Below are 22,865 nucleotides of genomic sequence, written 5' to 3' on the forward strand. Positions count from 1 at the left end.
TATTTCACAAAAATGAGAGCGATAAGTGACGTTTCACCAAGCCGCGCAATATACGCGAATTACCCGGCACCGGATAGAGACCTTAACGACGTAATTAGGTGCCTTATCGCGCGTGAAGGCTTAGGTAACTAAAGGTTAGGCTAAGGTAATAATATTGCCACAGACAATAGTTTGCGATGGCCTTGTTGAATGGGCGTAACACTATGACTGTACAAATCAGGTCGAAAGAAATAAACACGGTTAAATAAGTTAAAAATAACCTTGTCGGCACAAAACACCCCACCCACTTTTGGCTGCTTTAATACCACATTAAACTTATAGTATTTTCCTTCGCTAACAGGGTCGTTATGTCTCATTACCCGATGCCCTTCAGGATAAGTCACGAAATTAATTGCAAACCGTTTAAATCGCACAATCTCCCGATTGATAACCTTTGGCATTTATCCTCTTTAGTTAGTTTTTAACAAATTATACGTTGAACGGTATTGTCTCAAAGAAAAGGAGTAGACCGATAGTGCGCGGGTAGATCGAGAAGGTATAACTTGTGCGATTGCGTGTTCAATATAGTGTGTTTAATTTAGCCTGATTAGTTTAGCTTCTTGGGTTTAGCTTCTTGGGTTTAGCTTCTCGGGTTTAAAGTGAGGCCTTCATTATTTGAGCGTCTTCTTTGCCATTAGCGGTTTGATAATAGCCTTTTCTTACTTCGATATGCTCAAAACCGGTATGTTCGTAAAGGTTGATAGCCCCAATATTACTGGCTCGAACCTCTAACCACATTGAGGTCATTTTGTTGTGCTGAGCGTGTTGTTTTACATACTCCACTAACGCCCGCCCTATCCCTTCTTGGCGACAACGTTTGTCTACCGCAATATCCATTAATGTAGCTTCATCAACCACTTCAAGTACCAATGCGTATCCCACTACTTGATCATCTTTTATGGCAAGGGCCCCGAAATAAGGAGCAGTAGTGCAATCAGCAAACGTTGCAAAAGACCAAGGTTTAAATTGGGACGCTTCGTGAATACCGTGGGCTTGCGCTAATGCGCGTTTACAACTTGTATCTGAAACTAATTGGATATGCAAAATAGGACAACCGAGTTAGGAAATTTAACGCGCTTCAGGCTTAACTTACATTGTTGGATAAAGCACAAAGCATTTTCCACAGCTGCCTTTGCATTGCCGCCGTCAGTAAGTGAGGCGCCGACGGTAAAACAATGCCACCGTTAGTTACTGCTACATCTTGCCCTATCTTCACCTGAGTGCTGGTGAAGGATAATTGAAGATACGCGAGCGCAACATCTAAATCTTGTAACCACTGCTTGCCCTGTAAACGCTGTGCTTGGGTTAATTCAACCAGAGCAGGTGTATTGTTTGAAGCAGGATTGGATAACACGTTTGACGAATGGCTGGATAATTGGCTTGAAGCATTAACAGACTCCACTTGTGATGCACTCTTGCTTGCAGTGCTATCAACATTGCTATCTTCAGCGCTATCTACCGAGCGCGGTGTCGCTGACGACGAATCACTAGCTTTCGGGCTGGTAGCTTTTGTTTGGCCAGAGGCTTTGGTCGAATCTGATGATACTTGAGCACGAAGTTGTGCCAACCGGCTTTGCTTTTCTTCATTAGAAGGCATGGCTGGTGAATAATTACTGGCCATTGCAAAAGAATCATTTGCAGAGCGCTTATTAGCAACATCAGTCGCAACTGAGTTCGTGTTTTCATCTTGCAGCGATGACTGGCTCACCCACACAGGTATTCCCATTTCTTGCAATACAGCACGCTGAAAAGTAGAAAGCGACATAAAAATCCAACTTCGATAAATTACTTAACATTGTATAGCAACGCGATTAAAAATGGCAACGCGAATAAAAATGGCAGATACAGAATGACTAACTTGCTGAGTTTAACTTAGCTTAAGAAAAGTAAATAATGATAAAAATTGAATTTAGAAAACAAGAAGGGAAAGTGGCAGGGGTGGAGGGACTCGAACCCCCAACCATCGGTTTTGGAGACCGCTGTTCTACCAATTCGAACTACACCCCTAGCGCGCTGTGCATTATACGGATGACATTTAAAAGGTAAAGCATTTTTCTACTACCTTATGCACTACCGCTTACTAAACAAACAAAGCGCTGTGAAAACAAACAAAAAGCGTACTTTATCCAGCGTTTTGCTTAGTAGCCTCAAGTGCAGCTAGCCATAAATCGTTAGTTACGTTAACGATTTCCATATGAAGTTGAACTTGCGATAAGACCTCATCTTCATCTTTACCTACTTCTTTGGCATAGGCGATGGCTAATGCCCGTGTTTGCGCTTCACTCATTGCGTTTATCTTTGCACACCCAGCCACATCGAAATAACGATTACCCATGGCCGAGTATTCCCAATCAACAATGAACGGCGTTGAGTCACGTACCACATGATGAGCAAGCAAGTCGTTGTGACACAGCACATAGTCTTCTGTGTTGCCTTCACTTTTAACTAAACTTGCTCGAAGTTGAATAGCGCGGTCGAAAAGCGCATCGCCTTCTTTCAATCCAGCGGAGTGCATATAATGCAACCAACGAGAAAATAAGTTGAGAGGTCTAGCTGTGATAGGCAGGGCGTGGACACGGGCAAGTACTGATGCTAACGCTTCGGGAGAACGAATACTGGGATGAGGATCGGTTTCCTCTTCCCATTGTTCTACCCAAATTAATTCATCATCGCTTAACCAAATAGGCTTTGGTGCAATGCCTCGCTCAGCAAGTTGCTGTTGCAATACAAATTGATGGAATCTGTCGATACCGCTAAATGTATCTTCCCCCACCCATTTGACAGCATACCCACGATTATCATCTTTGAGATAGTACACCTGATTCACTATGCCAGCGGGGTGACGTTCCACTGTGGCCGAATCAGATAAATTAAGTGCTTCTTTCAAAAGCGGAATGATAGTTTCCGGTTTCATCTTGCTTATTCCACTGCGCTAACCATTGTAGGTACCCAAAAATCGAGAATCCTACGTATCCAAGGAATAAGCATGCTGATAATGCCATCCCCACTTGAAAGTATAAAAAGGCGGAGGCCAAATTAATAAAGAACCAGTAAATCCAATTTTGTAAAACTTTATGCGCCACCATAAAAGTGGTAACTACACTCAGCAGATGGATACTCGCATCTAGCAGTAAATGATCACTATTAAATTGTGAAGTGACTAATTTAGATAATCCCCATGCACAGCATAAAAGCACAGGGACTATTGTAAGATGTATCCATAACGGCCATGAACGCACTGGCTTCTCCGTGCCTCCATCACCACCTTTTGACCACTGATAATAACCATAGCCTGCCATTATCATATAGAAAAAGTTCAGCATGGACTGAAACGGCAATGTCACCTGCCAAAACAGCCAGGTATAAATAGCCGTACTGGCGAAGGCACAAAGCCAACACCAGCTGTTCTGTTTAGCCGCAAGCAACACATAGGCAATGGCAAGCACTACCGCCAACCATTCCAGTTTTGATGTGGCCGCTATCTGCGACAAAAACTCAGTGAAAAATGTACTCATGCTTAAGTTTTTCTGGCTTGCTTGTTAGCCTGCATGGCATCGTAGTTTAGAAACTTCGCCACGAAAATAGCCTGTCCAACTTCTTCGTGAGTGCGCTGCATTTCCTTACCAAGAATAGACATCACATGTCCGTAATCACCGGATACTTGCGTGCTGGTAGAAGTAGTTAATACGCCAATATTACCGTAGCTATTCATGCGATCGATAAATTGCTGAATAGGCTCAATGTATTCACCCACGAGCGGGTATAGCGATAGCTCAACCATGACTTGCATAGTGTACTCCTAGAATTCGTATTTAACGGTAACGCCAAACTGTCGGCCATTACCTAGTTGATAGTAAGGTTCTGCAAACGCATACTCATCACGAGGGTCGTTACTGAAGCCACCAAAACCTCTGGTGTAATACTCATTATCGAAGGCATTTTTAACCCACACGCTGGTTTGCCAATTATCAGAAAACCACACGATTTCACTGTTAACCAACGTTGTCGAAGGTGCCTCTACATCATGGCCATCAGAAAAACGGTAGCTGTCTTTAAAGTCGATATCGATGCGCCAAAGCACATCATCAGTAATAGATAGCTCACTAAATAAGTTAGCCGTGTATTCAGGTGCTTGTGCTTGGCGCTGTTTTTCAATCACAGTGCCATCAGTCAGCGTATAATCTTCGAAGGTAGCATCTAGGTAGCCCAAACTCATGTTCATGGTCCAGTTTTCATCTACCAGCCAACTCAACTCTAGCTCAGCCCCCTTGTTAGTGCCTATATCAGCGTTGTCTATAATGTCGATAAAATCAGGTGTTCCATCTTCGCGAATTTGAACATCAAAATTACTTACTTGCGTATCGTCCCTGTCCATATAGAAGAGTGCTGCTCGCATGGTTAGTTCAGGCACTAATAAAGGCCCTTTTACACCAAGCTCGTAATTCCAGTTATATTCTTCATCAAAGAATCGCTGCTCATCTGATACGCGCTCGTCAGGGTTATACCCTGCCCCTTTATAGCCGCGAGAAATACTGGCGTAGTAAAAGTGTTTTTCACCCGTATATTGCAATGCCACTTTACCGCCAGTCATCGTAGTATCATGACTGCTTTCAAGGCCATTGTTATCAGAGTAGTCAAAGCCGTAGTTTTCTACACGTAACCCTGCAACTAGCGTTAGGCTAGTGGTGATTGTAGATTCAGTCTGTAAATATACCGCTTTGGTGGTGGGTTCATACACACTGGTAAAGTCACCTGATGCATAGGTGTATTCACGCAACAAATCTTCTTCACTGGTTTTATAAAAAGCGCCAAGCGTCCAAGCCGTCGCGCCATTAAATAACGCGGCACTGTCTGAAGATACAAAGCGTACTTCTGCTGTTTGTGTGTCTACATCACGGAAATAAGCGTCGAATGAAGTATACCCGAAAGGGTGAAATCCTTCGTAAGTCCAATCTTCGTCATATCCATAACCGATGTTATGGGAGGCGTGAGTGGCGACTAGAATAATATCACCGCCATTAGTCGAGGTAGTGGCTCTAGCACTCACAGCATGAGTTTGATGGGTGTCAAAACCTGGCTCATCAGATAAGGTCTGATTATTATTATCTAAAGAAAACGCATCATACCCATTGTCGATGTCATACCAACGATAAGTTAGTGCCAAAGTGCTTCTTTCGTCAATATTTCCCGCTACACTTATGCGCGCAGCAGTTTCATCAAGATTATTCGTATCATCACGTTTTTGCTCGGTGCCGTCACTGTTAACGACGGTATTTTCTACAAAACCATCACTACGGTTATGCATAAGTGCAACGCGATAACCCCAATCTTGATTGATATCGTTACCTGTAGCAGCTTCTACGCGATAACTATCTTTATTACCTGCTCTTACTTCAACATAGTCAGCACTCTCTGAGCCAACAGGGGTGCTAGAAAGCTTAACCGCTCCTGCTAAAGCGCCGGAACCAAATAAGGTGGCCTGAGGCCCTCGGTAAACTTCTAGTTGCTGCGTATCAAAAATAAGTCCTGCTGCTGCAAGACCAGAGAAATCAAATTCGTCAACGATGAAACTAACAGACGGATTAATAGGCTCTACAAACTGGCTACGTTCACCGATACCGCGAATTTGAACAAAGCGTCCGCGAGAAGCGCCTGCGGCGAAGTTCACGTTCGGCACACTATTTAGCACACTATCAATATGGGTAGGCTGGCGACTGCTTAAGCGCTTAGCACTCATAACGGTAGCACTTGCACTTAGCTGGTCTAACACGGTTTCGCGAAAGTCTCCGCTCACGACAACACGTTCTACGTCATCAAGTTGTGTTTCTTGCTGAGTAGTTTGTGCGCTAACTGAAAGCGATGCGGCAAGTAAAGAAAGACAAAATATAGGTTTTTGCATGGGATCTCTTATTCTTTTTTAAGAAAAAAGATCCGGGTGTACGGCAGGTGATACGACTATGTGGTCAACCATCCCTACGCCGGCATTATCCGGATCAGGTGTAAGGGTTCTCACAATGATAATGTGAATCTCAGTCCGCGGTACGGACACCCCTTGGTATATGCGTTCGTTATGAATAACGAATACAGCGGGAAGTCTACCAGTTACGCCAAAACCGTCAAGATATTAAACGGTTAACTTGGCGTAACAGTAGGCTCGCTATTCGTGTGATGTGGCTTATTTTTGCTCTTCTAATTCGAGATTGAGCTTTCGCACTTCTTCGTTAGTTTGAGATACTAACGCCTCAAGGGTTTTACCATGCGCTGCTGGTTGACGTGATTCTGGGTCTACTTTAACGAAGACGATATCATCGGCGAAACAAATAGTTTTTTTGGTGGCTTTATTGCGCACTAAACAACTGACCGTAATCGACGTTCTACCAACCGCTTTCGTCTCAAGACCAAACTCAACAATATCACCTTGCAGTGCAGGAGACTCAAAACTAATTTCCCCTATATGTTTGGTTACCAAACAATTGGTTTCTAATTGGCAAATTGCCCAAATAGCAGCCTCTTCATCAATCCATTCAAGCGCGCGGCCGCCAAATAAAGAGTTGGCATAATTTAAGTCGTTTGGCATCACTAGACGCCGAGAAAGAAAGCGCATTCGAATTCCTTTAGATAAGTAGTTACTATAAGCAGAGAAAGTCTTAATTATACCGAAAAAACACACCTATGGCGCCACCGGAATTGACTCAATGGTTATTTAGCCCTATTTATTCGCAAGCACGACATACTGAGCATCGCCGTCTACTCGTGCTTTCTGGTGAGTATGACTGGGTGAATAAGAGTTTAACGTCTATTTTGAGCGATATTTCCCCCTCACTTACCGTCAAAGAAATAGGCGCTGAGAACTCACTGCTCCGTAAACATTTGTTGGGTAAAGAATGCGATATCGGGGTGGTACATTCACATCAAGGGTTTAACCCTGGAAACCTCATGGCCATTGCAGGCACCATTCGATGGGGTGGCTGTCTCATTTTATGCTGCCCTACGCTCGACTCTTGGCATTTGCACACCCGCCCTAGTCACCTCTCACATGGTTTTACTGCATCACGAAGTCCGTATATAAAACGGCTTGTAGCAATACTAAAAAACGATGCAGATGTAGCCATTTGGAATTCCAACAACTGCCATATTCCTGATTCAGTAGCGAGTGATACCTTTGATTCGATAAACCGGCTAACCCCGATTACCTCTGAAAGCCCTATTAATCGGATAGTTTCAGAAAACGCACGCGCAACACAGCCAGTAGATGATGAACAAACCCGTCGGCCACAGTTCAAATCACTTGAACAGCAGGCGGCATTTGATTGCCTGACAAATAAGTGGTCGCAAGATAATCGAAAAGCTGTCATCACAGCGCCTAGAGGCAGAGGGAAGTCTGCGCTTGTAGGGCTGTTTGTTGCATCAAGGCTGAAAAAGGGCGAGAAAGTAGTGATCACAAGCGCCATTCGTGAAAACACGAGCACCCTTTTCAAGCACATTCGTATAGGCATAAATTCACCAAATTCAGAAGAAAATAAACTAGAAAGTAAGACTACTGATAATGAGTTAAGCACTGCTGGAACTGTCACTGAAGCGGCTTTTGCTGTTGAGGATTTTGTTAGTGAAGCAGTCTCTAATCAAGCTTCAGAGAGTGAGAAAAGTGGATCTGCACAGTGGCTTGCGCCAGATAACCCAACGCTTATCGATGGTGACTTTGACTTGCTTATTATTGATGAAGCAGCGTCCTTCGCGTTACCTGTGCTTAAGATGTTAATCAGCGCTCATGATAACTACGTGATTAGCACAACATTGCAGGGATACGAAGGAAGTGGGCAAGGTTTTATGCAGCGTATGCTACCGGCTTTTAACGCTGAAGGCGCTTTGCACCTTTCATTGAGCACACCGCTACGATGGACAAAGAACGATAAGTTAGAAAACCTCATACATAATATTTGCTTATTTGAAGGAACAGAGTCATTTAATACCTTCAATGAAGTTCCGCGAGAAGCACGCCGGGGAGTAAGGCAAGAAATACTGCGAGAATTACAACGAAAAGCACCGACAGATAAATCTAGCAATGACTACAGGATAGGTTTGGTGTCTGCATTGTCGGAACACGAATTACACTGTGTCATGCAACTGTTAGCCGCTGCACACTATCAAACCACCCCCGATGACTTCATGCGGCTTTATGACAGCCCAGACATCGTATTGTGTACCCAATGGGACGACCTTCGTTTAATCGCAGCTGCAATAATAAATTGTGAAGGTGGCGACCCTTTAGCAGATGTAAGTGAAGGAATTGCAGATGGTTCCCGGCGCCCTAAAGGACATTTAGGGGCACAGAGGCTTACGCTACTCACGGCGAACCCCGCTACTGCATCATATCGGTATTGGAGAATAAACCGTATAGCAGTTGCTCCTCATCTACAAGGCCAAGGGCTAGGTACGCGCCTTGTAAGCTATATTAACGGACAAGCCCTTGCACAACATATTGATGCACTGACTAGCTCTTATGGCGCTTCTGACAAGCTTAATCACTTTTGGCAGCAATGCGGTTTTACGCTTGTGGATATGGGTGAAAAACCTAATAAAGCGAGCGGTGAGACCAGCGCATTGGTTGTGAAATGTATCTCTGAACGCTTTGGGCCACAACAAGAAGTATTGTCATGCTTGTTTACCCATAGTCAAGCAACCGACATTGTCCCTATAAGTAAGCTTCCGACTATCACACGAAATATACTAATAAAAAAACTAAATCAGTTCGTTAATGCGACTAGACCATTAAACCAAGTTAGCTTAGCAATAAACGCGTTGGCCGCTGAGGTCTCTGTGTCCACACAGTGTGTTAAACATACTGAAAGACCTACTAAAGCGTGCACGAGTGGAACGGATGAAGTTACGTCTGAACTTCTTTTACTACTTAGTCGTTCCCCGCTACCCACGAATAAGCTTACAAAACTCTTGGACGTGAATGGTCGTAAAGCGTTGACTGAATCATTAAGAAAAAAGATAGGCTATATGTTGGCTTCAATAACTATATAAAACTTGGTTTATTTCTAACAAAAAAAAAGGCCTCCAAATGGAGGCCTTTTTATTTATCGATATAACTACTAAATGTTAATACCGCGGTTTTTAGCCTTCTCTTTAATGTAAGGCTCCCAAGCCGCTGCATTACGACGTAGTGAGCGATCTTTCTTCGCTTCTTGTACGTGCTTAAACGCTGCTCTGAAATCACCTGCGTAGAAGTTCGCTTCCATTAGCGTAAAGTGAACTTTTTCAGGGTTTTCAACACCGCGCTCTAAAGCGTTATTTAACGCTTTAATCGCACCTTTATAATCTTCAGCAACTAACAACAAGGTACCTTGCTTTCTGTAATGCTCAGGATCTGAACTCTTCGCGGCAGCTTTAGCGTAAAGCGTAGCTGCTTTGTCGTAGTTTTTAGCCTGGTGATATGCGTTAGCAATACTAGCTAGCATATCGGCATCATCTTCAAGCAAACCAGATTTAACGTGTTTTTCCAAAATTTGAGCAGCTTTAAAAGGCATGCCGTTTGTTTGGAATAACTGAGATAACGTTTTAATCTCGTTTACTTTCTTAAGGTAACCTTGGATGTAAGCCATCTCGAACGTAGACAAACCTTTCTCGAAGTCTTCTACTGAAAGGTAGAAGAAACCAAGCTGAGTCCACCAACGTGGCTCCTCTGGGAAGTTGCGAACAAGTTCTTCAGCAACTGCCACTGTTTGAGGAAACATTTTACGTTCGTAGTAAGATGTTAGCTTTAACACATAAGGGTTTTTGTTCGGCTCATCATACAGAGCTATTGCTCTGTCAGCTGGCTCAATCATCTTATCTAATTGGCCTGCTTCATAATAAGCTTGCGCTAAACGGGTATAAACGTCTGCATCTTCTTTACACGTAAAGTCCATCCACGCGTTATACCATTTAATCGCATCAGTATATTTGTTCTCTTGCATGTTCAAATCACCTAATAACTTAAGTGTTTGAGAATGCTCGAGATCATTCAATACTTTAGGTTCTACAGACTGGTTCAAATAACCAAGTGCTTTAGAGCCTTTACCTTCTTGTGCAGCTAATAAGTTACCAATAAAGCGATTTACATACGCTGCATCAAAATCTTCAGAAGGGTCAATTTCATATAGAATATTTAACGCTTCATCAACTTGATCTTCGTTGTAAAATTCAAATGCTTTTTGAACTTTTTTACCTGTACGCTCACCGACTAAGGTTGTTTTGGCTTTTTCATAACCAGGGCACATAACAGGTGAAGACTGTGCTAGTGCCGCTGGTGCAGAAAACACTGCACCGGCACCAAGCACTAAAGCAAATGCAGACATTTTGAATTTATTTTTCATCATGATCATTGCTCCAGTTTAAAGTCTAGCTGTACGAACATGCCAGTCTGCTTAACAGCTTTGCCGTCAACAATCTTAGGCTTGTATTTCCACTTACGTAATGCACGTCGTGCCTCACGGTCGAATACACGCTTAGGTTCAGCTTCAATTACTTCGATGTCGTCTACACCACCAATTTCATTGATAGTGAAAGACAATCTTACCCATCCTTCACGGCCATCACGGGCTGCATCAGGTGGATATTTCGGATCGATACGAACGATTGGAGTAGCGTCGCCATCGCGCTGCATAGCGCCAACACCACCAATGTTTACACCAACACCACCAGTGTCAATAGCTGGGATTGCTAGGCTAAAGCCATCTGCATCCGGTTCAGCTGCTTCTGGCTCAACAAGCTCCATTTTAGGAGGCTGCTGAGGCGGAGGTGGAGGTGGAGGCGGAACACGTTGACGCGTTTGCGTCTGATCGTCTGGTTCCTGCATCACAATATCGATTACCGGTGCTTCAGGTACTTCGTCCGCCGGTCTGGCTGAGTTTTCAATCAACTTAGCCATAAGTACGAACAGGGCAAATGCAACACCAGCACCTAAGAATATAGATACAATTATACGTAACATCTTAACCCCTTGCCGCTACCGAGACACGGTTAACGCCAGCGGCTTTAACCTGATCCATAATTTCCACTACCAAACCATGCTTAGCTTTAACATCAGCCTGAATGATTACATAGTCAGTTGGCTGCTCGGTAAGCAGTCGTTCAATATTCGCTCTAACGCTGTCCGGCGCTACTTCACGTTTATCTAACCAAACGCTTCCATCTTCTGTTACAGCTATGAAAATGTTTGCGTTCTTGTGAAGAACCGCCTGGCTCGCGTCGGGCTTATTAACTTCAATCCCTGCTTCTTTAACGAAAACAGTGGTAACGATAAAGAAGATCAGCATGATAAACACGATATCCAACATGGGTGTCATGTCAATCTGTGCGTCTTCTTCCTCGATTCTGACTTTTCGAGCCATAATATCTCTCTCTAATGATGTGGCAGGCTATCAACTAACCCTTCGCGTGCCAGCTTCACTTTCGCTTCAAGACGAGAACTGATGAACAGTCCAGAAAGCGCGGCTACCATTCCGGCCATAGTCGGAACTGTTGCCATGGAGATACCAGCAGCCATTAAACGTGCATTGCTGGTGCCTTGTGTCGCCATCGTCTCGAAAACACCGATCATACCGGTTACTGTTCCCAGTAGCCCGATTAACGGACACATTGCAATAATGGTGCGAATAATCAGCATTCTTGCGTTCAGGTCATCTGACGCTTGAGAAATCCACGCGTCACGGATTCTATGCGCATACCAAGATGTGGTATCTGCTCGGGCATCCCAATTTTTGATGATGTTTTTCTTCACCGTTGGAAAGACCGAGGTTAAATACCAATAACGCTCAATCATTAAAACCCACATGAGAAAGAGCGCGGCAGCAACGAAATAAAGTACGTCACCACCGGTAGCGATAAAATCCCTGACCGATTCTATTAATCCAATCAGGTAATTCATTCTACACTCTCTCCGACTCTGAATGAGCTGCTACGATACCTGCAGTTTGCTCATCAAGAATGTGGATGATTGATTTGCTACGTGAAGCTACGATGCTGTGAGTAAGAATCAGTGGCAATGCCGCGATAATACCTTGAGCCGTAGTTACAAGCGCCATAGAGATACTGCCAGCCATCATACGAGGGTCGCCTGTACCGAACAATGTGATTGTTTGGAACGTCGCGATCATACCTAGTACCGTACCTAGTAGACCTAGTAGAGGTGCGATTGCTGCGAAGATCTTGATTACGTTAATGCCGCTTTCGATACGTGGAAGTTCACGTAAAATAGCTTCATCAAGTTTAAGTTCTAAGTTTTCTGCATCAGCTGCTTTGTTCTCTTGGTAAACTTTCAAGATACGACCTAAAGGGTTGCCATCTGAAGGGTTACCTGGGTTTTTAAGCTGTGAACGCATTTTACCAGCAACTACTGTAAGCGTAATTAGCTTGTAAAGACCGATAAGTAGACCAATCGCTAGCATTACAGTGATTGTGTAACCTACTACACCACCTGCATGATAACGCTCAGACATAGTCGCTTTTTGCTTTAACAGACCAAGGATTGCACCTTGAGAAGGGTCAGCGTAGAAAGGAACCATACCTGAAGTTGCTGCGATTAAATCGTCAGCTGAACCTACAAAGCGGCTATCTGGTTGGCGACCTAGAGGCTGAACAATTTCGTTTTCAGCATCATAAGTTAGGTAACCGTCTTCACCTACAAGGTTGAAAGTACCGATACGAACAACTTCTTGCTGTGAAGAACCGCCGTCAAGGTTAACAACTTCTGTAGTGAAACGAACTGTTTCGCCACCTTCAGTCATTTCTTTCTGTAGAGCAAACCAAAGGTCTTCTAGTTCTTGAATGTTAGGAAGACCTTTAGAGTCTTCTGCCATTCCAGCTAGGAACTCACCACGGCCTGGGAATTGAGCACTAACGATTGATGTAGCAACACGGCCATAAGCTTCTGAAGACGCTTGACGAACCACACCGAACATCTCACCAAGTGTACCAGTTGCCTGGTCAAGCTCAGCGGCTTTTTCGTTAAGCGTTACTTCGTTGTCAGAGAATTGTTGTTGAAGACGGTCACCACGACCCTGTTCAGCTTTCAATTCAGATTCTGCTTTACGAAGAAGCGCTTGCTTGTCTGCACGAGCAGATTGAAACTCTGCTTCACGCTGCTTGTTGATACGTGTTTCAGAAACACGGTTATCCTGAACTTGGTCTAAAAGTTCCTTAAGGCTCTTTGCTTCCTGAGCCTGAGCTCCGGTTGCTACAACCGCAAGAGTGGCAGCGGTTAAAAGAGATTTGAATACTGGTTTCATTAACAATTACTCCGCTGCACTAATTGGTAGTTTGATCAGGTCCGCAGGAATGACGTTATTAGCCATTTTAACTGCGTCAACAACTGAAGACAGATATTCGTCGCCAAGTTGCTCCCATGCGCGGCTTTCATTGTTCCATGCCCAAGCGTGTTCTTGATCAAGAGACAATGCAACTAGTGCAGTACGACCTAGGTTAAAGAAGTCAACAGTCACTTCAGTGCCGTTGCTATCGATAGTACCTTGGTAAGAGTTGATCTTAGTGCCGTACTCAACTTCAACCAAGTATGCTTCGATTACTTGGCGGAACTGTTCTGAAACAGTTACGTTAGAGTTAGACATAACATCACGTAAACGCTGAACACGCTCTAGACGCTCGTCTAAGTGAATAGGACGGTCAAGTTTGATGAATTTCTCAAGACTATCGATCATGCGGAACATAAGAGGAACGATGCCCTGCTTAGTTTGCTCGATGCTGTCAATCTGACGTTGCAAAGAGTCAATTCCACGTTGTTGATCTGCTACAAGACTCGCAATGTAGTCATTGTATATTTTGAGGTTTTCTGTCTCATCTACTGTTTGACGATACTCAACCAGTAATTCTTGAGACTGTTCAAACAACGTGTTGATTTTTTCCTGAGATTTCGCTGCAGCCGCGTGGATTTTCGCTTCTTCTTTATGAAGGTCATCAAGCGTATCTGCAGAGACTGCACTACCTGTTAGTGCGAAAGCACCGATAACAGTAGAAGCAATAAGAGTTCTCTTGCTCATTTTGGACATAGTTCCCAACCAAATTTCTTATTTGAATCCTCGCCGATAAAGGAAAACAGTTCGGGCAAGGGGCGTATTAAACTTTCACAATTATGTTTTAGGAATGTAGTACGGACCTTAGCTTCCAGTACTACGAACGTATTATACTCACACGGATTACAGCACTGAGTCAAGTAACACCCTGTTTACACCAAGTAGATTTTTCATCATCTGTTTAATATACGTTCGAATTCTCCTGCAGAATTCATTCCAACGTACAAATAACTGGCAGATACGGGGTGTTTTTTTTGTCTATGAGCAAAAATAAACCCTTTTTTTACTTAGCGTTATATCAAAATTTTGAGGTGAAACGCCGCAATTTCATTCAAAGTCTGATACAAGGTTCAACTTCGTTACTTAAGATTCAAAGTAATCACTTTTTGTTAACTTCTCATGGCCATAATTTGCTGGGCAAACCATAAAACGAAAGCACATGCAGTATTCCTACAGATGAAAGGTTTCATTTTGGTGCAGCAATTCACTAAATGTTATCGCCATGCCACATTTAAGATGTAAGCGCTCTTTTTCTTAATTGGATTTTTGCCGTCTATAGGTGTTAGGTATAATTGCTAAACGCTATAGGATAAACTAAATAAAAAAATGAATTATCGGGATTAATTTATGACGTATGAAGCTACACATTCCGTATCAATAGACAATAAACCACTTTGGATTTTTGACGGCTTATGCTCTTCGCAAGAAGCACAGGGGATTTTTAATGGTTTGGAAGCTAGTGCTTTCAAACGCAATGAAATTGCACGTCCCGATACGAAAGAGTTTCGCCATTGGGCAGTTAATCTATCAGGCGCTCAAATACAAAGCCTACCCGTCTACAACCGCGCCATAAGTGCGGTGCAAGCCCTTACTGGCAAAACATATAAAGCGTATAGAGGCTACGTAAATCACGCTTCTTTCGGTGACATGCTTTTTACTCACACTGATTGCATGCCTGGCGCTGACGAATTAACTGTACTCGTTTATATTTCGCCTACGTGGGATATAGAATGGGGTGGAGAAACCATGTTTTTCAATGAACATGATGATTGCTTATTCGCGTGTACACCAAAACCCGGTCGAGTCAGTATCTTCCATGGTGCCATTAAACATGTAGGCAGACCGCCTAACCGTATCTGTTACACACCAAGGTATACATTGGCGTTTAAACTTGAATTGGCCAGCTAATCATTAGTGCTATTTATTCACTGTGAAGACAGGCACCTGAACGTTAAAGGCGTTTACCCAAAGTAGCATAGGCATCGCTCTGTTTAATCAAACATCCCAAGCTAATGACTTGGGATGATATCAAATGCAACCGTGAGTCTAGCGGTACTGCTCGTAAATGCATTGGTTCCATGCCACATGTATGAAGGAAACAAGACAAGATTACCCGACTTCGGCTTCACTGCAAAGTCTCCTTCAAAATTTTGATTTGCTATGTCAGCTCTACCGAAAGTTAGCCAACCTTCGCCATTGTTGTGAACCGCGTTAGGAACATCTACATAATACACGCCACTCAACCACCCCTCAGGATGATAATGGGAACGATGATATCCATCGGTACGTAACTTTACAGACCAAGAACCCTTAAATGTTAGATCCTTACTTAAACGAGATAAGAAAGGATGTTTTCTATCTTTGCTTTGCAACTCTATGAACTCTTGAGCTCTTTCTAAAATGAGACTCGACAGCGTGTTTATTACTTCGTTCTTTCCATCAAAGAGATTTTCATAGGTCTGAGTACCATTTCTTAATGATTGCCCGATTGGATGGCGTTCATTTTGGTGCAAAGCTTCTAGCACGTCACGTAATTCATCATTTAAGTTCTGTCTCTTCTCTTTGCTCGGAAGCACTGGCATTACGGCCAATAATTGCTGATAGTTACACAGCCAATGATATTTATTTTCTTCATTTAACAGGCAATAGCAGGTAGAAAGCATGGTCCACCACCCCTGATTACGCGGCTCTTGTTTCACTAATTTTGAAAATTTTGTGAGGGCTTCTTTTGCTCTACCTAAACTTAGTAAGGTATATCCCGCCTCACTCTCAAGTCCTATGGTATTGTTTATTTTTAGCTTTTCGCCTTTCTCAACATAGTCTAGCGATGCGTCATAGTCCCCTAACTCTCGATGTACGCGTGCTTTATATATATACAAATCGAGATTAGAACGTAATAGGTGTTCTTGACTATTAAGTACATCAAGCGCTTTTTGAAATTGGTCTGCCCGAACTAATAGCTTTATGTAGGCTAAGACAAATGCCGCATTAGCATCTTCATGATTGATATGAGGCTCGATATACTCAAAAGGAGATTCAACACCTTCTTCCCATAAAAAAGCAGCGAGCTCTTCTTGTGCTGTCCAATCTAAGGGGGTTAATGATACTGCGTCGATAAAACACTGTTTGGCTTCTTCGCGGCGATTTAGTAACACCAAAGTTGCAGCTAAATTTCGTCGTAAAGTACTGTTAGTCGGTTGTAGCTTTATTGCGGCTTCAAAACGCTCAGCTGACGCTTTAAAGTTATTATCCCGTCTTAGCACGTTACCTAAATTATTTAATGCAACAACGTTTGCTGGGTCTCGTTCTAATACAGACGTTAAACACTTTTGTGCTTTTTCTAAAGCGCCCAAGTTAGTGTGTATATCTGCAAGATGAATGCTTGCCTGGCTATACGTCGGCTTTTTACGAATCACATCGACAAAGATGCTTTCAGCTTCATTAAATAAGCCAACTTCTTTATACGCTCTGGCAAGATTATATTTAACTTCTATATCAAGAGGGTTTGCTGACAGAGCTTTTTTAAATGATTGCACCGCATTTTTTGCCTTCCCCAGTTCCAGCTGTGTGGTACCCAAGCTGTTGAGTAATTGAGGGCTTCCTTTGAATGTTTTTAGCCCTTTTATGACTACTGATTCTGCGCGCGTTCCATTTCCCACCTTCCGAAGGGCGCTTGAATATACCTGAATAGCAACAGGATCAAGCTTTAAGATGGTATTGTTGGCTTCTATAAATTGTATAACGTAGTTGAACTTTCCTTGTTGAAAAGCATTAACAACTTGCCGTAATAAAACCATTTTATCAACCGCCATAACTACCCTAAGCCACGATCTAAATTCATAAGCTTACCAGCCCCTTCGTTCCATTTAGATAATATGGACATAAACTGGGTTATTGCTTGCCTTTCATTGAGAGACAATGACGGATTCCAAACATCAAGTATTAATACTGCCCGCTCTTTGTCCGATAAATTAGACGCGGAATGTACGAAGCTATCGTCAAAAACCAAATGTTTATTAGACTCACACCAATGAAAAGTTTCCCCCCCGACCGTTAAGCTTGCTTTTTCACTAACCTGCAAGGGAATGTGGACAGTCAGCTTACAATTTGAAATCCCGTAATGCGGCGGTATGTAAGCACCAGCTTTAAGCACCGAAAGAAACATCTCTGGGGCATGCGGAGGACAAAAGGCTAAAGGTGCGTTATCAAGCACACTACTTAACGGCACAGATAAATCCTGCATTGCTTTGCAGCGTTTACCTTCCTTTAACAGATGAGTAGATAGCCATTCATCACGTAGTTTATTCCATGTCTCAGTGGCTGGTACATTATCAAACTCACCGACATATTTAACTTCTGCACGTTTCCCGATGTTGAGTAGTTCATCTTCATGACCTTGAAGTTTATCTATCCAATCGGTTAACCCATCAATTTCACTTGCATCGTAAAAGGGTTTACTCGGTAAATCAGGAATGTAAAAGAAACTCGGTTGCTGAAGTTTATTTTGAAAAGGGTGGAATTCGAGGCCAAAAAAGAGCGCGAGGGATTTTTTCAATCTCGGTGACACTGACTCCATGAATTGAAGCCGAGTATAGCCATCTCTTCGAGCTAAGTTAGCTGCATTTTTAATATGAGAAAAACGTGGCCGCGTCATTTCTCCTGATTTGGGGTCAAGATAATCTGAATTTTGACTATTTAACGTAACATATAAGGAAAGTGCTTGGTCAAAATGTCCTTTCGATAACATTTTCTCAATTTCATCGAGGGTCGATTTATATAAAGGTGTCATTGAAAACCTGAGGTAAAAGGAGCTGCGTAAAAACGTCAGCTCCGTTTATTATTCTAATTGTCTGAACCTGATGTTTCGGTACCACGTTGCATACGTATCCAACCTTCTCGAGACGCTTCTTCCATACGTTCTCTTTCTTCTACTGTATAACAAACACGACGCATCATGTTAGAACCAATTCGCTTTTCCATTTTACAAATTTGATCATCACGCTCTTGATTGCTAGCTATCTCTTCAGTTTTATTGGTAGCTACTGCTGCAGTTTTATTACTTGTAGAGCCGCAACCCACCAAAGTGGCAGAAATAGCAAGACTGACTAAAATCGTTTTAAACATTTATAAATCCTTATTCAAAGTTTATTGGGTTAAAGTTCCGTAGGTTAAAGTACCGTAGGTTTAATTTCCGTGGGTTAAAATACCATACTGTGTCTGGTGAATTCTTATCCATTTTGTAAGCGTCCATTTCTCACCGTTAGCCACTGGCGCGCCAAGGTGCAGACTCAATTTTAGTATCTCATTATTTTCATCAATATTTTTAAAAGAAACAATGGTTCCCTGTTCAGGCTTTATTTTAACGTCTATTTTCGGGAAATGTGTTTCGCCGTCACTACTCATAGAATTCAAATACGCAAGGACGGTGTGAGCCCGTTGCCCCCCTTCCTCAATTAGCTCAGTTTGTTGGCACTGTTTATGAGAAAAAGCATCATAATGCGCTTTGTATTCTTGGCCTTTTTGGTAGCGCAATAAATTCAAAGGCTCACCATGGGATGTTTTAGTTTTTGAGATATTTGCCATTCGTGTATCTATATCTCTCACAATCCAATCTGCCATTTCAGACAAAATAACGCCAACGTCACTTGTGCGGATAGAATCTACCAAAGGACTTCCATCTGCAGGGTTAGCTACCATGGAGCGGGTTAACAGTGGTATAAAACGTTGCTGTAAATAACGACACTCAAATGCTGACAATGCATTTTTAACACGAACTAATGATATATCTTCGTTAAGCATTTCATGTTCAAGTGAGCGTAATTTTGCTTCTCGAGCTCGAATAGCACGTTCAATACTACTTTCATCCAAAGGCTCAAGAGACGTACTTACCAACACTCTGTCATCGTTAACAAGTTGCCGGTAAATATTCGGAGACAACTTCGCCATAACACTGACAATTTGAAGATATACTTTTTCCTCTTCAGAGCACCAACAAGATAGCACTAGCAAAGATTCTGCATGTCCACTCTGCGCTAAAGCTACAAGTTCACTTATGACGCTGCGACTAAAGTTTTCTTCAACATAGAATCGAGTGATTAGCGCCGTGTGATATCGCACCGTGGGATGCTGAGCATTTGGGATAGACTGAAGATAAATAAGTGCAAATTTTGCGTCACTACGCACCTTATAATAGGCAAAATCTAAGGCAGCATAAATGTTGCCTAGTTTACCGGCTTCACCAAGCAATGCCATAGACTTATCAATGGCGCCTTGCTGTTGATGATACTGAGCCTGGTCAAGCAACTGCTGTACTGAATTCACAATTTACCCTCATAAAAAAGGCCTCATAAGAGGCCTTTGTAAAATGCAATTAAATGCCTGTGCTTAGAAGTCTACGTTAATACGACCGTAGAAGAAACGTCCAGGAATTTCATACATTGAAGGATCGAAGCTGTTTGCAAATGTAGTGTAAGAAATTTCAGGATCTGCATCCCACAAGTTGTTAACACCAAATGTCAAACGAAGGTTCTCTGTTACTGAGTAACCTACTGAAGCGTCATGGTAAGCCATCGCATCAAGTTCGTTGAAGCTGTCTTTAGACTCAAGACTTCCATCTTCAGCAAACACGCTTACGCCTGGATCACTACACAATGTATCTTCTAGGTAGTTACCTGCATCATCTGTATCGTCATCGAATGAACATGCTTCGGTAGTTCCGCCAATGAAGCGAACTAGGTAGTTAGCAGTCCAATCTTCGTATGCCCAAGTAACAGATAGGTTAGTACGGATACGAGGAATAACGTCACGGTCAAATGCTTTACCAGCATCGTTCTCTGAGATTGACTCACCTGTTACAGGGTCAACAAAGATACTAGTACGCTCGTCTACATAAGTACCGTCCCAGTTTACTCGGAAGTCACCGTATTCAGTGTCGAAGTTATACGCTACGTTATAATCGAAACCAGATGTCGTTTGACCACCAAGGTTAACAAGGCCGTTGAACAACTCAGTTACAACACCGCCGCTATTACGTTCGATTAGAGAACAGAAAGTAGTACCAGTAGTTGCACAAGCATCTAGGATACGTTGAGCACCAACGGTTGATACTGCGTTGTCCACTTCAATGTCGAATACGTCAAATGTGATTGACAGACCTTCAACTTGAGCTGGTGAGTATACGAAACCATATGTAAAGCTTTCTGCTTCTTCAGGTGCTAAATCTGCATTACCACCAACCGTAGTTCTGATCTGAGGGTTAGGTTGCTCGTAAGCAGCAGGAATACCAGCACAGCCAGGGCTGTTGGCATTTGCAGCTTCACCGCCATTACATGGATCGATTAGCGTTGCGAAACTGTCGCTGTTACCTAGGAACAATTCAGATAGCGAAGGTGCACGGAATGCTTCAGACCATGTACCACGAACTAATACGTCTTCATTGATGCGCCATTTCAAACCAACTTTTGAGTTTGTAGTGTCGCCGAAGTTGCTGTAGTCAGAGTAACGAGTAGCAAGTTCTAAATCTAATTGCTCAATAAACTCAACATCTGAGATAAGAGGGATAGCAACTTCTAAGTAAACTTCTTCAACACTGAATGAACCAGAAGTAGGTTGACGAGAGTTACCAGAAGTAATACCAGCTGCAATTAATGCATCAGGTTGGTCGTAACCTGACTGCCAGCGTTTTTCGTAACCAGCAGCAAATGCAAGATAACCAGCAGGTAGTTCAAAAACTTCACCTGAGATATTTGCTGAGTAACTTTCTAACGTAGAGTTAGCTGCATCTTGTGCAGTAAACTGAATGTAATCAAGCATTTCTTGCGTGATTGTACCTTCGCCGATAGCAGTCGCACCACCGAAGAAGTTTAATGGCACACAACCATCAGTAGCAGCACAGGTATCAACGTCACCCAAGGCTAGTGCTACGCGGTCCATGTTAAGAAGACCGTCAGTTAGCGTATTCTGAGTAATGTCTGCATACGTGTAAGTTGCATCCCAGTAGTACTCTTGGTCGCCCAGTTCAATAACACCGTCAAAGCCACCATTGAATTGGAACTGATCAACGTTTTGAGCAAATTCACGGTAACCCGCTTCCATCATACGACGGCCAGCGAAGAACAAGCTGTTCGCTTCACCGAAACCAGCAGTGTCGGTTAAATCAAGACCTGTTGGGTTATAAGGGTTATTTGCAGCAATTGTTACACCAGATGTACCTGCAGCGTTACCGATAAATAAAGGTGTTGGAGCAAGAAGCTGTGAAGAACGTCTGTTGCCGTAGAAACCAGTTACGTTAACAGAAACGTTATCTGTTAATTCGTAACGACCTTGTGAGTAAAGGTTAATACGCTCTTGAGGAGTAGAAAGGTAGTTAAGAGGTGCAAAGTTAAATGCACTGCTACCAGTCCAAGGAATCAATCCGCCTTGACCATCGTTTTGAACGTTGAATGAAGTAGCTTCATCATCGAAATACCAAAAACGACCATTAGGAGTACCTGATGAACCGCCGTAGCCAGTAGGAGCACCAAATACTGGTACTGCAGAAATCTCACGATCTCCTGCGAATGTTGGCTCTTCTTCTACGTAACTTACGTTGAAGTATACGTTACCTCTGTCATTAGCAACACCGAAACCGATATCCCACGATTCTTTGTTACCGTCGCCTTCATCGTATTGACCAAGGTAGCCAGAAGCGTGAACGCCTTCAAAATCTTGACGAGTGATAATGTTCACAACACCTGCAACAGCATCTGAACCATATACCGCTGATGCACCGTCTTTAAGTACTTCGATACGCTCGATGATAGAAGAAGGAATGTTGTTAAGGTCAACAGAACCGGTAAGGCCTGGAGCCCAACGTTTACCGTTTACAAGAACAAGAGTACGGTTAGAACCGATACCACGAATGTTAATAGTAGTTGTACCATTACCACCGTTGTTGTTATTGGTGTTGATTGCTGAACCAGCAGATGGGATAGCTTGAAGTACGTCACCGATTGAAGTGATACCGAATTTTTCGATATCTACACGAGTCATAACCGTTACTGGGTTAGCACCTTCGATGTCTGTACGACGGATACGAGAACCAGTTACTTCGATTTTTTCAACAGAATCGGCTGCTTCTTCGGCTTCTTGTGCAGCAACTGCACCAGAAAAACCTATCGTCGACACCGCGCCGAACGCGCAGGCCAACCTAACTGACTTAGCCAGCTTAGAATTTGTAAACATGTGTTGTCTCCCTGGACCACTAAAGCTTGTTTAGTGTGTATTTCTAAAATCGTTTATAACGAATTATTATTAGTAAGGTCAAAGCCTCACTAAGATAATAAACACAACAAGCGTAAACGGTCAACTGAGATCGGGAGTGGAATAATTAAAAGTTCAATTTTTTTCGTTTATTTTTCCTTTTTCTGTAAATGTTTACTTACAATTTACATAAGAACTACATTTCGCTGTGCATTTTTCAAGCAACACTGA

21 protein-coding genes, 1 tRNA gene and 1 riboswitch are annotated in these 22,865 nt (G+C 42.9%); of the genes, 2 read left to right on the forward strand and 20 right to left on the reverse strand.

Annotation, left to right across the window (positions count from 1 at the left end):
• Nucleotides 1-140: 140 nt before the first annotated feature.
• The 9 genes from AVL57_RS09315 to AVL57_RS09355 form a co-directional block, all read right to left on the reverse strand.
• Nucleotides 141-440, reverse strand: coding sequence for a hypothetical protein (locus AVL57_RS09315; protein ID WP_057793181.1), 300 nt, complete (start codon nucleotides 438-440; stop codon nucleotides 141-143).
• 193 nt (nucleotides 441-633) lie between these two features.
• The gene (gene rimI / locus AVL57_RS09320; protein ID WP_057793183.1) at nucleotides 634-1,083 is read right to left on the reverse strand and encodes a ribosomal protein S18-alanine N-acetyltransferase; all 450 of its coding nucleotides are present in this window, start codon (nucleotides 1,081-1,083) and stop codon (nucleotides 634-636) included.
• Between the two features lie 40 nt (nucleotides 1,084-1,123).
• A complete protein-coding gene (locus AVL57_RS09325; protein WP_057793185.1) occupies nucleotides 1,124-1,804 on the reverse strand; it encodes a hypothetical protein in 681 nt (226 codons plus the stop codon).
• 165 nt (nucleotides 1,805-1,969) lie between these two features.
• Nucleotides 1,970-2,046, reverse strand: a tRNA-Trp gene (locus AVL57_RS09330).
• A 115-nt stretch (nucleotides 2,047-2,161) separates the two neighbouring features.
• Nucleotides 2,162-2,953, reverse strand: a complete 792-nt coding sequence (locus tag AVL57_RS09335; protein WP_057793187.1) for a phosphotransferase — start codon at nucleotides 2,951-2,953, stop codon at nucleotides 2,162-2,164.
• A complete protein-coding gene (pnuC, locus tag AVL57_RS09340) occupies nucleotides 2,910-3,554 on the reverse strand; it encodes a nicotinamide riboside transporter PnuC (protein WP_057793189.1) in 645 nt (214 codons plus the stop codon). Before pnuC ends, AVL57_RS09335 begins: the two co-directional genes overlap by 44 nt.
• A gap of 2 nt (nucleotides 3,555-3,556) precedes the next feature.
• Nucleotides 3,557-3,829: a YkoF family thiamine/hydroxymethylpyrimidine-binding protein gene (locus AVL57_RS09345; protein ID WP_057793191.1), complete on the reverse strand. Its 273-nt coding sequence runs from the start codon at nucleotides 3,827-3,829 to the stop codon at nucleotides 3,557-3,559.
• A 9-nt stretch (nucleotides 3,830-3,838) separates the two neighbouring features.
• Nucleotides 3,839-5,938 carry a TonB-dependent receptor gene (locus AVL57_RS09350; RefSeq protein ID WP_057793193.1) on the reverse strand — a complete coding sequence of 700 codons (2,100 nt, stop codon included), beginning with the start codon at nucleotides 5,936-5,938 and terminating at the stop codon, nucleotides 3,839-3,841.
• Between the two features lie 54 nt (nucleotides 5,939-5,992).
• Nucleotides 5,993-6,102, reverse strand: a riboswitch (TPP riboswitch).
• Between the two features lie 112 nt (nucleotides 6,103-6,214).
• A complete protein-coding gene (locus AVL57_RS09355) occupies nucleotides 6,215-6,643 on the reverse strand; it encodes an acyl-CoA thioesterase (RefSeq protein ID WP_013785028.1) in 429 nt (142 codons plus the stop codon).
• 68 nt (nucleotides 6,644-6,711) lie between these two features.
• Here AVL57_RS09355 and AVL57_RS09360 point away from each other — a divergent pair, with 68 nt between their 5' ends.
• Nucleotides 6,712-9,069, forward strand: coding sequence for a GNAT family N-acetyltransferase (locus AVL57_RS09360; protein ID WP_057793196.1), 2,358 nt, complete (start codon nucleotides 6,712-6,714; stop codon nucleotides 9,067-9,069).
• Between the two features lie 68 nt (nucleotides 9,070-9,137).
• Here AVL57_RS09360 and AVL57_RS09365 read toward each other — a convergent pair whose 3' ends face one another.
• Genes AVL57_RS09365 through AVL57_RS09390 form a run of 6 tightly spaced genes read right to left on the reverse strand, consistent with a single transcriptional unit; the run spans nucleotide 9,138 to nucleotide 14,081 of the window.
• Complete coding sequence (locus AVL57_RS09365) at nucleotides 9,138-10,403, reverse strand: tetratricopeptide repeat protein (RefSeq protein ID WP_082604953.1); 1,266 nt, start codon at nucleotides 10,401-10,403, stop codon at nucleotides 9,138-9,140.
• A 2-nt stretch (nucleotides 10,404-10,405) separates the two neighbouring features.
• Nucleotides 10,406-11,017: an energy transducer TonB gene (locus tag AVL57_RS09370; protein ID WP_013785031.1), complete on the reverse strand. Its 612-nt coding sequence runs from the start codon at nucleotides 11,015-11,017 to the stop codon at nucleotides 10,406-10,408.
• A gap of 1 nt (nucleotide 11,018) precedes the next feature.
• Entirely contained in the window at nucleotides 11,019-11,417 is a 399-nt protein-coding gene (locus AVL57_RS09375; protein WP_013785032.1) for an ExbD/TolR family protein, read from the reverse strand.
• Between the two features lie 11 nt (nucleotides 11,418-11,428).
• The gene (locus AVL57_RS09380; RefSeq protein ID WP_057793197.1) at nucleotides 11,429-11,953 is read right to left on the reverse strand and encodes a MotA/TolQ/ExbB proton channel family protein; all 525 of its coding nucleotides are present in this window, start codon (nucleotides 11,951-11,953) and stop codon (nucleotides 11,429-11,431) included.
• Nucleotide 11,954: 1 nt separating this feature from the next.
• Nucleotides 11,955-13,313: a MotA/TolQ/ExbB proton channel family protein gene (locus tag AVL57_RS09385; RefSeq protein WP_057793199.1), complete on the reverse strand. Its 1,359-nt coding sequence runs from the start codon at nucleotides 13,311-13,313 to the stop codon at nucleotides 11,955-11,957.
• A gap of 6 nt (nucleotides 13,314-13,319) precedes the next feature.
• A complete protein-coding gene (locus tag AVL57_RS09390) occupies nucleotides 13,320-14,081 on the reverse strand; it encodes a DUF3450 domain-containing protein (RefSeq protein WP_057793201.1) in 762 nt (253 codons plus the stop codon).
• A gap of 660 nt (nucleotides 14,082-14,741) precedes the next feature.
• Between AVL57_RS09390 and AVL57_RS09395 the strand changes: the two genes are divergently transcribed.
• Nucleotides 14,742-15,302: a 2OG-Fe(II) oxygenase gene (locus AVL57_RS09395; protein ID WP_057793203.1), complete on the forward strand. Its 561-nt coding sequence runs from the start codon at nucleotides 14,742-14,744 to the stop codon at nucleotides 15,300-15,302.
• A 101-nt stretch (nucleotides 15,303-15,403) separates the two neighbouring features.
• Here AVL57_RS09395 and AVL57_RS09400 read toward each other — a convergent pair whose 3' ends face one another.
• The 5 genes from AVL57_RS09400 to AVL57_RS09420 form a co-directional block, all read right to left on the reverse strand.
• A complete protein-coding gene (locus AVL57_RS09400) occupies nucleotides 15,404-17,206 on the reverse strand; it encodes a tetratricopeptide repeat protein (RefSeq protein WP_057793205.1) in 1,803 nt (600 codons plus the stop codon).
• A gap of 2 nt (nucleotides 17,207-17,208) precedes the next feature.
• A complete protein-coding gene (locus AVL57_RS09405; protein WP_057793207.1) occupies nucleotides 17,209-18,183 on the reverse strand; it encodes an aspartyl/asparaginyl beta-hydroxylase domain-containing protein in 975 nt (324 codons plus the stop codon).
• 53 nt (nucleotides 18,184-18,236) lie between these two features.
• Complete coding sequence (locus AVL57_RS09410; protein ID WP_057793209.1) at nucleotides 18,237-18,518, reverse strand: hypothetical protein; 282 nt, start codon at nucleotides 18,516-18,518, stop codon at nucleotides 18,237-18,239.
• 60 nt (nucleotides 18,519-18,578) lie between these two features.
• Nucleotides 18,579-19,715, reverse strand: coding sequence for a 2OG-Fe(II) oxygenase (locus AVL57_RS09415; RefSeq protein ID WP_057793211.1), 1,137 nt, complete (start codon nucleotides 19,713-19,715; stop codon nucleotides 18,579-18,581).
• 63 nt (nucleotides 19,716-19,778) lie between these two features.
• Nucleotides 19,779-22,616: a TonB-dependent receptor domain-containing protein gene (locus AVL57_RS09420; RefSeq protein ID WP_057793213.1), complete on the reverse strand. Its 2,838-nt coding sequence runs from the start codon at nucleotides 22,614-22,616 to the stop codon at nucleotides 19,779-19,781.
• Nucleotides 22,617-22,865 lie beyond the last annotated feature (249 nt).

It is taken from the genome of Alteromonas stellipolaris (assembly GCF_001562115.1).
In the GTDB taxonomy this organism is placed as follows: domain Bacteria; phylum Pseudomonadota; class Gammaproteobacteria; order Enterobacterales; family Alteromonadaceae; genus Alteromonas; species Alteromonas stellipolaris.